Source organism: Mucilaginibacter sp. cycad4, from assembly GCF_034263275.1.
In the GTDB taxonomy this organism is placed as follows: domain Bacteria; phylum Bacteroidota; class Bacteroidia; order Sphingobacteriales; family Sphingobacteriaceae; genus Mucilaginibacter.
The window spans coordinates 3,759,494-3,773,982 of record NZ_CP139559.1; the positions used below are offsets into that span (position 1 = coordinate 3,759,494).

Sequence of the window (14,489 nt, forward strand, 5' to 3'; positions counted from 1 at the left end):
CTATTTATTATGCAATTAAAATGTGTAGCTATTGACGATGAGCCGCTGGCCCTTCAGATAATTGAAAAATATGTAGCCGAATATCCCGCGTTAACATTGGTTAATACTTTTGAAGATGCCATATCGGGCGGGGAATACCTGAAACAGAACAAGGTAGATGTGCTGTTCATAGATATTAATATGCCCGACATTACCGGTATCGACCTGGTAAAATCACTGACTGATAAACCGATGATCATTTTTACCACTGCCTATAAAAACTATGCCTACGAAGGATATGAATTGGAGGCGGTGGATTACTTGTTGAAACCCATCAATAACCTGCGCTTTGGTGCGGCAATTCAAAAAGCCATTGGTTATTACCAATACAAACATACCGATACCACAAGTGAAGGCGATTTCCTGTATGTGCATTCAGAATACAGGCTGATCAAGATCAACATTAAAGACATTGAATATATTGAAAGCATGCAGGATTACATCAAGATCCATATGCTGGGCGTGGCTAAACCCGTACTTACCCTTATGCCTTTGAAAAGCGCCATTGAAAAGCTGCCTGCATCAAAGTTTATCCGCATTCACCGCAGCTTCGTGGTAGCGCGTGATCAGATCAGGTCTATCCATAACCGCAAGGTAAAACTAACCGATATAGAGCTTCCTGTAGGCACAAACTATACCGATTTTATTAAAGACTGGCACAAATAATCAATTCATCGGCACATTAAAGGCGTTGAACGACACATTATTTTATAGCCCCGTAAATAGCCTCAACTTTATATTATATCATTAATCGACACCAATCCTTACAGTCATGAAAACAGCAGGCGACAAAAAAACCATCTTAGTACTTGATAAAAACAGCAGGATGCTATCGGTAATTGATGACATTAGGTACTACGGCGATTTTAATGTGCATTTAACTTATGACCCCAACGCGATATATGACAAGGCCAAGGTGATTAATCCGGACCTGATCATTTTGGACTATTTGTTAGTGGATAATGATTGCGAACTGGTTTGCCGGGACTTTAAGGATGATAAACAATTATGCAATGTACCTATCATCATTGTAACTGCTTTTAAAACAAAAAAATCAAAAGCCGACTCCTACAAATGCGATGCCCTATTTGTAAAACCGCTGGATATGGAAGTACTTGCATCAAGGATTGAATACTTAATGGCATCCTGAAGCCGGTTTTGTAAACTGATATAAACCTGCTAAGTTTAGCTTTTATTAATTAACAAACCTGCAATTATAAATGAAACTCAAGAGCAATATAGCCACCAGCGAAAACGGGTTTATTTTTAACCCTGCCACCGGCGATTCGTTTTCTGGTAATGGTATGGCGGCACAACTGCTTGGGGCCATGAAAAGCGGTAAAACGGAAGATGAGATCAAGCAGGACATTCTGAACAGGTATGAAGTGAGCGAAAGCCAGCTTAACAGGGATTGGGATAATTGGATGATGCAGCTAAAAGAAGCAAACCTGCTCGAAATTTAAGGACGATGCAAAACAAGTACGCTAATTTATGTATTGCCGTTACCGGGCTTAATGCCAATGACAATCCAGGCCCGGGGATGGCGGTCATCCGTTCTTTAAAAGAGTATTTTGGAGATAGTTTGCGCATAATTGGCCTGTCGTACGAGTCGCTGGAGCCGGGGATCTATCTGCGGGAGCAGGTAAATAAAACTTACCAGATCCCCTATCCAACTGAAGGTACGGCAGCCCTTATTGAACGTTTGGCATATATCAACCGGCAGGAGAAACTTGATCTCATTATCCCCAACTTTGACTCGGAGTTGTTCAATTTTATAAAGATAGCGCCGCAATTGCAGCAAATGGGCATAGCAACCTATCTCCCAACACACCAGCAACTGGCTTTGAGGGATAAGGTGAACCTAAAAAATTTCGGTACAAAAAATGGCTTTTATGTACCTGCAGATCATAAGCTTTACACTGCCGACGACATTAAAAAGGCGGCCGATGAGTTCAATTTCCCCATGGTAATAAAAGGGAAATTCTATGAGGCTTACGTGGTTTACACGATGGATCAGGCGCTGAAAGCCTTTCATCAATTGAATGCAGCCTGGGGCGTACCGGTAATAGCCCAGCAATATATCAAAGGCAACGAAATCAATATCGCAGCCCTGGGTAATGGCAAAGGCGGCAACATCAGTTTGGTGGCCATGCGCAAGCTTTATATTACCGATAAAGGCAAGGCCTGGGCGGGCGTTACCATTAAAGAAGATAAGCTTACCCAACTGGCCGGCAACTTTGCCCTTGCAACCAACTGGAAAGGCGGTTACGAAATGGAGATCATGAGCAACGCCGAAGGGCATTTATATATATTGGAAATTAACCCCCGGTTTCCGGCATGGGTTTATTTAACCGCTGCTGCAGGCCAAAACCAGCCAGCCGCATTGGCCAAAATGGCCATGGGGCAAGATGTTGAACCCTATACTCATTACCAGGCCGGCAAATTATTTGTCAGGTATTCGTGGGACCATATTGCCGACATTGCCGATTTTCAGCAGATCTCGGCGTTTGGCGAATTATAATTTATAATAATGGAAAAGCTGCCATACGAAAAACCATATATAAAAAAACTACATGCCGGTGCGCTGAATAAATTTGGCTCCCGCACCGGTGTGCAGCCTGTTAAAAGCATTGATGGCGTTTCGGTTAAAAGCTTGATCGAAAACTACGGTTCGCCGGTGTTTGTATTGTCCGAAAAACAAATCCGTAAAAACTACCGGGCGGCATACCGCGCTTTTAGTACCCGTTACCCAAAAGTACAATTTGCATGGAGCTATAAAACCAATTACCTCAACGCCGTTTGCCAGATCTTTCACCAGGAGGGTAGCTGGGCCGAGGTTGTTTCGGGCTTTGAATACCGTAAAGCGCTGGGCAATGGCGTACCTGGCAACAAGATCATTTTTAACGGACCGGGGAAATCCATCAACGATCTGCAGCTGGCCATCGAGCATGATTCATTAATCCACATTGATCATTTCGATGAGCTTAATTTGTTGCTTACTTTAAGTAAAAACCTGGCCAATAAGCCGCGCGTAGCCATCCGTGTAAATATGGATACCGGCGTTTACCCCCTTTGGGACCGCTTTGGTTTTAACTATGAAAATGGGGAATCCTGGTCGGCGGTTTCAAAAATCATAAGCTCGGGAAGCCTGCAATTAGTGGGCCTGCATTGCCATATCGGTACCTTTATGCTTTCTGCCGATGCTTATGGCATAGCAGCTAATAAACTGGCCGAACTGGCTGTGCGCTGCCAGGCCGAGCTTAATCATAAAATAGAATATCTTGATCTGGGAGGCGGTTTCCCCTCAACCAATACACTAAAAGGTGCTTACCTGCCGGGGAACGATACCGTGCCGACGATTGATGATTTTGCTGAAGCAATAACCTCGGCTTTGCTCAATTTTGGCTTTGCCAATGATGACCTACCGCTGCTGATATTGGAAAGCGGACGCGTTTTGATAGATGATGCCGGGTACCTGCTGGGCACTGTTATTGCCAACAAACGTTTAGCCAATGGCAAAGGCGCCGCCATTGTTGATTTTGGGGTCAATATCCTGTTTACATCTTTTTGGTATGAACATCAGGTAAGCCCTGCACAGGATTTTACGGCACATACCGAAAACATGGTAATATATGGGCCGCTTTGCATGAACATTGATGTGATCAGGGAAAGCATTAACCTGCCCCTCCTAAACGCCGGTGACCAGGTAGTAGTGCACAAGGTTGGTGCTTACAACATGACACAATGGATGCAATTTATTACATTAAGGCCTGCTGTTGTATTGATAGACGAGAAATTGCGCACGCACCTCATCCGCAAAAACGAAACATTGGAATATACTGCCAAACCTGAGTTAGTACCCGCTCATTTAAATAACAACAAGTGAAGCAAATTCCAGCATTCATAAAAACCGTCATCAATTCCTATTCGGTGCTGTTTTTTTCGCAAAACCGGGTATTGGGGATTATTTTGCTGCTGGTATCATTCTTCAACCCGGTATCAGGCTTTGCCGGCCTGGGCTGTGTCGTTTTTTCTTTACTGATAACAAAACTACTAAAACAGGATGGCGAGCATTACCGTGCCGGAATCTACAGTTTCAATAGTTTATTACTGGGGATAGCATTTGGTGCTTTTTTTCAGGTTAACCTTATTTTTATAAGCTGGCTCCCGGTTGCCTGCTTCATGGTAGTCCTCGCCACTATCATTATATCAAGGCGTATGGAGAAAGCCGGCCTGCCAATACTCTCACTGCCGTTTATACTTATATTTTGGCTTGTATCGCTTGCATCTAACAGCATTTTCAACACAGGTATTTTGCAAAAAAGCAGTTCCCTGCTCGAGGAAATTTACACCGGTCCGGGTAACCTTGCCGGGGCCGAAGGTTATCTTGCTACTGCGTTACCGAAACTGTTAAGCTTATTTTTTCGCTCATTAAGTGCGGTTCTGTTTCAGCATAATATTATAGCGGGAATACTTATTGCCTTGGGGATCCTTGTACATTCGCGCATAGCATTCAGCCTGCTTATTATTAGCTTTTTAACTGCCTGTGGCTTAAACGGTATCACACACACTTATCCCGAAGGTATCAGCTATTACCATTTGGGCGCCAATTTAATGATGGCGTCCATGGCAATCGGGAGCTTTTTTACCATCCCTTCGTTACGCTCTTACCTGCTGGCAATTCTTTGTATTCCATTAGGCTTTGTGCTCATTAATGCGCTTACAACGCTCATGGCCCTGCATGCACTGCCTATTTTTTCGTTACCGTTTTGTGTGCTTAATATCAGCCTTCTTTATTTTTTAATACTGATTGGCCATCACCCCAAATTGCAGCTCACCACAGCACAACATTACTCACCCGAAAAAAACCTTTATCATGTTTTGAACCTGCAAAACAGGCTCAACGATCTGAAATACATCAGGCTCAGTTTGCCATTTATGGGGTACTGGACAGTATCGCAGGGTTATAATGGGGCTATTACCCACAAAGGCGAATGGGGCCAGGCGCTTGATTTTGTGATCACCGACGATGAACAAAAAACGTTTCAATATCCCGGCACCCTTCCCGAGCATTTCTATTGTTTTAACAAACCGGTACTGGCCTGCGGCGATGGCGTTGTTGAACTGGTAGTAAACCACGTAGAAGATAACGACATAAGCGAAGAAAACCTGAAGGAAAATTGGGGCAATACGGTAGTGATCCGCCATGCTGAGGGGCTTTATTCCAAACTTTCGCACCTCAAAAAAAACTCCATAAAGGTTAAACCAGGCGATACTGTTAAGCAAGGTGACCTGCTGGGGTTCTGCGGTAATTCGGGCCGGTCACCCGAGCCGCATTTGCATTTTCAGTTGCAGGCAACGCCTTATATCGGCTCCAAAACATTGTCCTATCCATTTGCTTATTATTTTAACAAAAAGGACAATCAAAACAGCCTCGAAAGCTACACTGTTCCTAATGAAAATGAGCTGATAAGTAATCCGGAGATAAATGTATCGCTCAAAAAAGCATTTGACCTTCAACCCGGTTTTGTAGCTAAACTAATAGCCGAAAATGGTGCAACCGAAGAGTGGGAAATTTTCAAAGATGCTTTGAACCAGTCTTACATTTACAGCAAAACAACCGGCGCCGTTGCTTATTTTATCAATAACGGTACTATGTTTTACTTCACCAGTTTTTATGGCGATAAAACATCATTGCTCCACTATTTTTATATTGCTGCCTATAAAGTTATTTTTAACGATGCAGGGTACATCCAGGCAAGCGATGAGTTTCCTGTATCGCTCACCAGCAATAAACTATTGCTTTGGCTGCAGGATTTTACCGCACCGTTTTACCGGTTCATCGGGGTAAAATACAAAAGCGGCATCCAGGTAAAAAAAGCAGGATTAAACATTGTATCCAAACAATACCAGGAAATTGCAGGTAAAACAATACCACTTGCCGAATCAACAGTTTTTGTAGATCATGGCAGCCTGCAAGCCTTCATCATAAATATAAACGGTAAGCATATTGAAGCACAATGGAGTACAGAAAATTAACCCTTCTTTTCGTCCTGATATTTGCTACCCTTGTGGCCCGCGCACAGGATAATAAAGCTGCCGTGGCCGATAGTACCGCTGAACAGCTATACAATGCCGGCGACTGGAAACAACTCATCAGCTTTGTTAACAATACAGTTGCCGATAGTCTTGACTCTCCCCCTTTGCGTTTTAAATGCGGATATGCTTACATGCTTACCGGCAACTACAAAGCGGCTATCAGCCAGTTTGATCGGGTGTTGCATAAAGATCCGCACAATACCACGGCACGTTTGTATGCTTACTACTGCAACACCTATATCAACAATAATAACGCTGCGTTTTATAATGCGTCACATTTAGATAAGGAAACCCTGCGTGCCATCAAACTATCACCCTTTGGTGTAACGGATGCAGCTTTGGAAAGCGGTATAAAACTCCCCAATAATGATGAGCGTGATAACGGCTTTTTTGAGCGCGCGGGTTTCGGTATCCGGTTATCGTGGCGATTACAACTTGATCAGTCGTTTATGTTTTTCAAGCAGAATATATTCAGATCGGGCTATATTGATTACTTTAACCAAACAGGTAAAACCGACAGGCAGGTTGAATATTATGCTAAAGCCAAATACTCTTTGAGTAAAAACATAAGTTTACTGGGATCTTACCATTATCTGCATACCAGTTACCGGAGCAATATTTACCAAAGTAACCTTGGCTTGTTAGGAATAAAATATGATACCCGTTATGTTGATTTGCAGGGTGATATTAACTTTGGAAGGTTGATTGAGAAAACTTTAAAACAATATGATGCCAAAGTAGATTTTTATCCGCTGGGAAACCTGAATTTATACACCATAAGCAGGGCATCAATATCGAATTTAAGCGGAGTAACTCATTTCATTTACGGCCAGTCGGTTGGGTTTAAAGTATTAAACAAAACCTGGCTGGAAACAGCTGCCACTTTTGGCAACCAGGATGATTACCTGGATGCCGACGGACTTTATGTGTATAATGCCATCGACCCTACAAAATTTAAATGCGGTGAAAGCGTTTTTTACCAGTTAGGTAACCATGCCTTACTGAATTTAAATTACTTTTATGAAAAGAAAACAGACGTTTACCGCACTGTTAACTACAACCAAAACTCTGTTACGTTAGGTATAACATGGAAATTTTAAAGAAGACATTTATTGCCATTTTTTTATTTGTATTTGCAGCACAATTGCAGGCACAAACAAATGCGGTGCTTCAAAAAGCTTTTCACAACAGTTATACCAATGAATTAAATAAAAACTACGTTGCAGCCATTGCCGATATTTATCCCTACTATTCGGAAAATAACTATGAGATAACCATCAGGCTGGGCTGGCTCCATTACCTCAATAAAAACTACACGGCCTCGCAAACTTATTATCAAAAAGCGGTTAACCTCAAACCCGGCGCTATCGAGGCCAAATTTGGTTATGTAAAGCCCCTCTCCTTTTTGCAAAGCTGGGATAAGGTACTGGAGCAATATCTCGCTATCCTTAAAATCGACCCTCAAAACACCCAGGCAAATTATTGGGGCGGCGTAATTTATTATAACCGCAAACAATATGAGCCAGCCATCAAGCTTTTCAGAGCGGTAGTAACCCTTTACCCATTTGATTACGATGGCAACCACATGCTGGCCTGGTCAATGCTCATGGCCGGAAAAAAAGCAGAAGCAAAACCTTTTTTTGAAAAAGCACTCATCATTAAACCTGCCGATGCTTCAAGTACTGATGGACTGGCCCGGTGTAATTGAGAAATAATAAAACATTTTAATTACGTAGAGACGCATAATTGCGTCTCCCGCATTCAAATTACGGTTTACTGACCGTCAATTTAAAGCGGCTTGTCCTACGGTAGACGCAATTATGCGTCTCTACTTTTTAAAACAACTATCTTCATACGTCGATTTAAATCCTGCGTTTATCGACACAATCATCCGATGAACTCGCTTTCCGGTTTAATTTTAATTAAACCTGTCCGCAAAAGACAGCGCTAATTATCAATTTAAATTAAACCAAAAAAATGAAATCCTTTTACGCTTCACTATTGATGCTGGGCACAATAATTGGCCTGGCATCATGCAAAAAGGAGAACGCTTCAAAATCAGCTTCGGCCAGCGTTTCTTCATCAACCATTAGCTCAACGGGTGCCATAGCTATCAGCCTTGCATCCGGAACCACAACAGACAGTGTTTACATGGTTGGCTGCTACGGCAAACATGACAAAATAGACACCGTTGCTTTTAGCGCATTGCCTACCGCCATTGGCACCTATTTAACAACCAATTACAGTGGCTATACATTCAAAAAAGCTTACACTATTGACAGCGCCAGCATAGTTGTTAACTACATTGTGGTGATCAAGTACAACAGTGCCCTGGTTGGCCTTAAGTTTACTGCCGCCGGTACGTTTGTAAGCACCCTTGAGCAACGCGAAGGCCGGGACCTTAAAGGACCGGGATGGCACCTGGGCGGCCCATTTGACAACCGTGACGGTAAACACCGCGACACTGTTGCTATTTCGGCCCTTCCTACTGCCGTTAGCAGTTATTTTTCAACCACTTATCCAACCGATACCTTACTGCATGCATCTGTTACACCTGATAATGTGTACATATTGATCAGCAAAAATGGTGTACTGTACTCAACTGCCGTAACTGCCGCTGGCAAACTGGTTAAACGTGTTCAGATAGAGAAACACTATTTGAAACACGCTGCTGTAACCGAAGCCAATCTGCCGGCCGCTATTACCACTTACCTAACCACTACCTACCCTGGTTATGTATTTGATAAAGCATTTTCAGAAAGCTCTGGCGGCACCTTACAAGGTTACGTTGTGTTCATTACATCCAACAGTACCAAATACGCTATACTTTTTAACGCATCAGGTACATTTGTTAAAGCCCTGCCTATCCACTAAACATTAATCGATATAGCGCTGTTATGGTAAGCCATGTTTTTAACTAAACATGGCTTACTTGCTTTTTTATTAGCGCCAAAAGCGGAAGGATTAAAGCTAAAAGCCGGTCTATTATATATTTCTTCAAATCAATTCCGCACAACGTAATCAGGCTTTAAGCCTTCGGCTTTTCGCTTTCTGCTAATTAGCGGTTAAAGCCACCGGCGCCAACTGCCGTGGGGCACCATCCGGGCCAACCGCAATAATGTTATCAAAAATCACATGCGAGCCCGGTTTGATACTGCTGAGCGAAGCCTGCATTTCGTTGCTTAAAGCATTCCCCGAAGTAACCTGAACCGATGCGCTTTCGCGCGGGTTGGCAATGATCAAACTGAAGCGGGTTATTTTAAAACGTGCATCAAAGTCAAAATTGTCCAGTGTGGCGTAAATGGCGTCCTGAGCTTTTAGAGCTACGGTTGGTACTCCCCCGCCTGATCTGCCCGAAAATTTGGCGATGGGGTCAGGGATCCGTTTAGCCCTGAACTGCGTACGGCTCAGCACCTCTGTTTTACCGGGAAAGATCTCGGCCGATACCGTTACAGTTACCATACCCGGACTGGTTACCCTCGCCACATACTTACCGGAAGTTCCGTTTAACGAACCCGCAGAAATACCTATCCTGATATTTTTTGACGGGATTCCGGGCACCGAAACGGATACCGGATTATCTACGCCGATATAAAAAACATTCATTTTATCGGGCGACACCACTGCCGATGGCCGGGCAACCATATATTGCTGCTCGGGCGTGGTGTAGGTTTTTATGCTCCCGTCTGTTTGTTTTACTTTGATGGTACCCTTCCAGCTAAAAACACCTTCCCTGTCGGTTGAAGCATTATATACGCCCCTGCCATCGGTAACACTGATCGGGCTGCCTCCAACTTCCATTTGCGGAGTTGAGCGGGAATCATAGGCGGTTAAAAAAACCTGTGCCTTGTAAGGCTGCCCCTGGATGAGATATGAAGTTGGCGCTACGGCTACTGCTTCAAACTTATCCAGGTTCACGATAGCCCTGTCCATTTTACCCAGGATCTTTTTCACTACCTCCGATTCGGCATTTTTGTTATCAGCCTGTATTTTTGAAAGTATGGTAAAATCGGCCGTCACCGGCACACCTTCACCAAAATTCAATTCCTCCCAGGTTTTAGCGCTTCCGTTGTGTTTAACAGGATCATTAGCATTCAATGTAAATGACACGGAACTGCTATCCTCTTTACCAAGCAACAGTTTCAGCTTTTCGCGGATATCATTGATCTTTTCTTTGAGCGCCTTAGCCCGTTTTTTGTTGATCATCACATTGTAACCAATATCGAGGTTGTCCCGCTCCTTTAAATCGCCGGTAAGCTCATCATAGCCCGAGCTTTGAGTGATCAGCTCATTTTTGATCTTCGTAATGAGGTCGTTTAACTCCGCACTTACCCGTTGGGCCGCTTTTGCCTTTTGATAGATCGGGGCCGCCCTTTCGGGCGATTCCTTAAGCCGGGTTTGTTCAAATGCTGTAAACAATTGCTGCACCGAATTACCAACGTTAGCCGCCGAAGCAGTTAAGCTATCGTTGATGGTTTTAAAGGCATCTAAAATAGATGAAGATACATTTAACGCCAGCATTGCCAACAGTACCAGGTACATGATATTGATCATTTTTTGCCTGGTAGTTTCCTTTCCTGCAATAGCCATTTCTTTATCTGATTAAAATTTATACTAAACCATTAATACCTGGCCCTGCAATTACACACGCGGCTGGTTCATCGCCGAAAGCATATTGGCATAAAAAACGTTCAGTGCCGATATATTTTTGGCCAGTTTGTTAACCTCGTCCTTAAACTGCCTGCTGTCATCGGCCGATTCATTGAGGTTTTGCAGCGTTTTGCTTAGCCCGTGGTAAAAATTATTTACCTGTTTCAGGTTTTCATCGGCCCCCTTCAGTTCCGACTCGTAAAGGGCATTGAGCTGTACCAGGTTACCGGTAAGCTTTGCCACCTGTAACTGGTAGGCGTTGGTATCGGCCCGGCTATCAGCCATAGCCGACAGGCCCGATGTAGCCCGCTCAAAAGCTATCCCAAACAAATCGAATTTAGAAGCCGCCTGCTTTAGCTTTACCGAAAACTCATCGGTACCTAATGAAACATCGGCAATGGTATTGATACGGTCAACCTTTTCGGCAAACACTTTCAAGCCTTCACCAAGCCTGCTGATGCTTAGCTCGTTCAGGTCAGCATCAGTTAAAAGCTTATCAAGCGCAGCGGTTTGGCCCCCTGCTACAGGCATCATCCGCGACTTATTTACCGGCCCTCCCTCATAATCAACAGCCAGTTCGGGGTATACCCTTTCCCATTCGGGCTCCTGTGCCGGCGGGAAAAAACCGAGAGTAAAAAACAGCATGGCCTCAACTGTAAGTCCTAAGCCTATCATATAAGTACCGGCCTGGCCTCCCCAGTGGTTAATTTTAAACATAGCACCAAGGATTACGATACTGGCGCCCCATGATATGGCTACGTGCAGCCAGTTAATTTTGATCTTTTTCATTTTCTTAATATTTAAAGGTTAATCAATTAAAATCGGTAGTAAAGCGTAACCGCGGCGTTCATCCCCGGCAATAATCCGCGCAGGCCGCTGCTCACTTTTTGAGCTTTATCGTCATAGGTTGATGTGGCCGAACTTGTGGGAATAAAAAACCCAAAATCAGTACGGAGGCCTATATTGTGGCCCAAGCGCATGTTGCCCAAACCTGTACCTATATAGGGCCGCAGTTTTGACATGTAGATATAATAATTGGGGGTTGTGCCCGCTCCCTCACGGTACAGTGTATTGTTAAAATAGTAGCTGATCCCGGCCGAAACATACCATTTGCGCGAGAGCCAGTCGGTATTGCCATACATCGGCTGCCAGTCGACAATGCCATAAACTGATGTGCGGTTAAGGTTAAGATCGCGGCCGTTATACTGCACAGTGATATCGGGTACGGTGTTAAATCCTACGCTGGCATTAAACATTCTGCCAAAAGCTGATGTTCCCTGGATGCCTATTCCCTGTGTGCCCAATTGCAGGCCTATTGAATTTTTGGGAAAAGCGCTGTATTCGGGTAATACCTGTGCGCTTGCCCTGCCGCAGTAGCCCAAAAAACCTACAAACAGCATCCACCACATAAAATCTTTCAATAATCTGATTTGCGTTGTCATGGCTTTTCCTCCTTATTAGTTTGAGTTTGATTAACCAGGTTCTTATCATTAATTCCCCATGGATTTTTCCAGATGTTCTTTTTCAGGTCGGCAATTTTTTGTTGCAGCTTAATAGCTTCGGGGCTACCGGGATCAAGCTGCCCGCTTTCTGCATTGCCCGGCGAGAATTGCCTGATGAGGTAGGCTGAGAATTTTTGCTGCATAAAAACGTCATCGAGCGTAACATCAAAAATTCCTTTATCCGGCTCGCTCACATCCTCCTGCACCAATGCAAAGCGTAACTGTGGAAAGTAGAGCCAGAATGCCGGTGCCGACGACATGTTTGCAGGCAGATCGGCAGAGCCGGTGATATTCATCATGGGCGCGAGGCCTACAATGCGCGTATCTACCTTGCCCCGCTGCCTGTCGAAATAAACATCCTCTTCAATCCTGAAGCGGGTTATCCTATCTGGATTGAAATCGTTAAGCACCATTTTCGACGAGATCTGGTTGCCGTCCTTATCAAACTTGGGTACCAGTACCGAATCGGTAAAGCGCATCGATCCCTGTTTGGCGGTCAGCTTCTTTTTAAAATCGTCCTTTTCATAAGGTGTAAGCTTACCTTTCATTAGTCCTTTCATGATGGCTTCCATCAATGAATGACCGGGGATGGACAATATAGCGTTCGAGCTGTCGGCCAGATCAATAACCCGCCAGATCCTGGCATACATCCTGATATTTGCCGGATTGGTTTTAGGATATGGAAACGGCCTTGCCTTACTCAGATCGGCCTTTTGCAGATAGCTGTCAAACGAGGGCAGCGTATCAGTTACCGAGCTATCCGGCAGTGCCTGGGCAAAATTTTTATGAATGCAGGTCCCCATAAGCAGTAGGACTACTGCAGTTACTTTTTTTAACATGTTCATGATTGTTACTTTTTAGTGTATTTCCTGGTTTTAACCTGCTCGCCGGTGAGTTCAAAGGCAGACATTACGCAGCGGAAGCCTATGTAGGAATGAGCGGCCTCCTGGTCTTCAAAACTACGGGTGTCTGTATTCAGCATTTCGCCATTGTCTTTCCATGATCCCCCGCGCACTACCTTTCGGCGCATCAGCATGGCATCCTTACTGGTTGCATCGTACAGCAAAGCCGGGTTAAGGTCGTTCACCAGTTGTGATGAAGAAGGACTGTAGGCATCAAGTGTCCACTCAGATACATTGCCCGCCATGTTATAAATACCGAAAGCGTTGGGCGTATACGAAGTAACGGGAAGTGTAAATGTCGATCCATCGCTGGCGTAACTGCCCTCGCCCTGTTTAAAATTGAGCGAAAGCTGCTCCTTGCCTGTTGCCCTATCAATGGTAGTTTTCACCGTATGATCGGTAGTATCATTAGGGTTCGGCTTTGCTTCAGCAGCAAATTGCCATTGCGCTTCGGTAGGCAAACTAAAGCTAAGTTTGAAATTGCGCAGGTTGGGATTGTTCTTGATCATGAGCCTGAGCTGGGTACCACGCCAGTCGGCATAAGCCCTGGCCTGTTTCCAGGTTACGCCAACTACCGGATTGTACTCGTAGATCTTGTTGGTGAAGTAATTGGCATCCATAACCGTCATTTGGGCATTAGGAAAATCTGCCGACCATACCGCCTCATGAGGATAAACACTTACAGTATCCATCATGTACTCATTGTTTTTAACCCCATCCATCCTGATGTAGTAAAACCGGTAAACAACAAGCTCCGGATTAGGCACCCGCACGCCGTTAATCATCGTCATCATCGGAGCCAGCTTCTCTTTAACTTCGGGCGGGGCCTTTTTCCAGAGGGGGGAAATCTTGTTAACCTTGCTCCAATCTATCAGCCTTTGTTCTTTACCTGTACTTCCTACGGTTGCGCCTGTTGCGGGCATAAAAAAGGAATCGTCATGGAGATAGTCGGTAATGGCTACCGAATCGGCAACCCAGTTTACAAAAGCCTGGTACTGCTTGTTGGTTACCTCGGTTTTATCAATAAAAAAGGCGCTAACGCTTACCTTGCGTTGTTCGGCCTTGTCATCGTTCAGCATTTTATACATGAACGTTCCCGACGGAATGTAAACCATCCCTTGCGGTGGGATAAGCCGTTTTACAGAAACAGCGCGTGTTCTGGGTGTATTATAAATACTTGGCTGGCAGGCGCTGAGCATCAGCAGCAGCAATCCTGTTATTGGAACAGACGATCTCATTCGACAATTAATTAAGAATTAGTTAAGTCAGAATGATTTCATATAATGATTATTGATTG

At 44.3% G+C, this 14,489-nt stretch carries 14 protein-coding genes; 9 read left to right on the plus strand and 5 right to left on the minus strand.

All coding sequences use genetic code 11. The annotated features are described in order from the left end of the window. Positions 1 to 9: 9 nt before the first annotated feature. From SNE26_RS15225 to SNE26_RS15265, 9 genes are all read left to right on the plus strand, one after another. A complete protein-coding gene (locus SNE26_RS15225) occupies positions 10 to 705 on the plus strand; it encodes a LytTR family DNA-binding domain-containing protein (RefSeq protein WP_321554792.1) in 696 nt (231 codons plus the stop codon). 106 nt (positions 706 to 811) lie between these two features. Next, a complete protein-coding gene (locus tag SNE26_RS15230) occupies positions 812 to 1,189 on the plus strand; it encodes a response regulator (RefSeq protein WP_321554793.1) in 378 nt (125 codons plus the stop codon). 70 nt (positions 1,190 to 1,259) lie between these two features. Beyond that, positions 1,260 to 1,502, plus strand: a complete 243-nt coding sequence (locus SNE26_RS15235) for a PqqD family protein (RefSeq protein ID WP_321554794.1) — start codon at positions 1,260 to 1,262, stop codon at positions 1,500 to 1,502. A 5-nt stretch (positions 1,503 to 1,507) separates the two neighbouring features. Next, complete coding sequence (locus tag SNE26_RS15240) at positions 1,508 to 2,560, plus strand: ATP-grasp domain-containing protein (protein WP_321554795.1); 1,053 nt, start codon at positions 1,508 to 1,510, stop codon at positions 2,558 to 2,560. Positions 2,561 to 2,569: 9 nt separating this feature from the next. After that, entirely contained in the window at positions 2,570 to 3,925 is a 1,356-nt protein-coding gene (locus tag SNE26_RS15245; protein ID WP_321554796.1) for a hypothetical protein, read from the plus strand. Continuing rightward, positions 3,922 to 6,078, plus strand: a complete 2,157-nt coding sequence (locus SNE26_RS15250; protein WP_321554797.1) for an urea transporter — start codon at positions 3,922 to 3,924, stop codon at positions 6,076 to 6,078. The genes SNE26_RS15245 and SNE26_RS15250 overlap by 4 nt, the downstream gene beginning before the upstream one ends. Beyond that, a complete protein-coding gene (locus SNE26_RS15255) occupies positions 6,060 to 7,238 on the plus strand; it encodes a hypothetical protein (protein ID WP_321554798.1) in 1,179 nt (392 codons plus the stop codon). Before SNE26_RS15250 ends, SNE26_RS15255 begins: the two co-directional genes overlap by 19 nt. Further along, positions 7,226 to 7,846: a tetratricopeptide repeat protein gene (locus SNE26_RS15260; RefSeq protein ID WP_321554799.1), complete on the plus strand. Its 621-nt coding sequence runs from the start codon at positions 7,226 to 7,228 to the stop codon at positions 7,844 to 7,846. The genes SNE26_RS15255 and SNE26_RS15260 overlap by 13 nt, the downstream gene beginning before the upstream one ends. Positions 7,847 to 8,115: 269 nt before the next feature. After that, positions 8,116 to 9,012, plus strand: coding sequence for a PepSY-like domain-containing protein (locus SNE26_RS15265; protein ID WP_321554800.1), 897 nt, complete (start codon positions 8,116 to 8,118; stop codon positions 9,010 to 9,012). 180 nt (positions 9,013 to 9,192) lie between these two features. On the opposite strand, the gene gldM is transcribed toward SNE26_RS15265, so the two are convergent. Genes gldM through SNE26_RS15290 form a run of 5 tightly spaced genes read right to left on the minus strand, consistent with a single transcriptional unit; the run spans position 9,193 to position 14,430 of the window. After that, on the minus strand, positions 9,193 to 10,728 hold the full coding sequence (gene gldM, locus SNE26_RS15270; RefSeq protein ID WP_321554801.1) for a gliding motility protein GldM: 1,536 nt from the start codon (positions 10,726 to 10,728) through the stop codon (positions 9,193 to 9,195). A 51-nt stretch (positions 10,729 to 10,779) separates the two neighbouring features. Beyond that, positions 10,780 to 11,577, minus strand: a complete 798-nt coding sequence (gene gldL / locus SNE26_RS15275; protein ID WP_321554802.1) for a gliding motility protein GldL — start codon at positions 11,575 to 11,577, stop codon at positions 10,780 to 10,782. A 26-nt stretch (positions 11,578 to 11,603) separates the two neighbouring features. Beyond that, positions 11,604 to 12,230, minus strand: a complete 627-nt coding sequence (locus SNE26_RS15280) for a hypothetical protein (RefSeq protein ID WP_321554803.1) — start codon at positions 12,228 to 12,230, stop codon at positions 11,604 to 11,606. Then, entirely contained in the window at positions 12,227 to 13,135 is a 909-nt protein-coding gene (locus SNE26_RS15285) for a hypothetical protein (protein WP_321554804.1), read from the minus strand. Before SNE26_RS15285 ends, SNE26_RS15280 begins: the two co-directional genes overlap by 4 nt. 5 nt (positions 13,136 to 13,140) lie before the next feature. Continuing rightward, positions 13,141 to 14,430 carry an SUMF1/EgtB/PvdO family nonheme iron enzyme gene (locus SNE26_RS15290; RefSeq protein WP_321554805.1) on the minus strand — a complete coding sequence of 430 codons (1,290 nt, stop codon included), beginning with the start codon at positions 14,428 to 14,430 and terminating at the stop codon, positions 13,141 to 13,143. Positions 14,431 to 14,489: the final 59 nt, after the last annotated feature.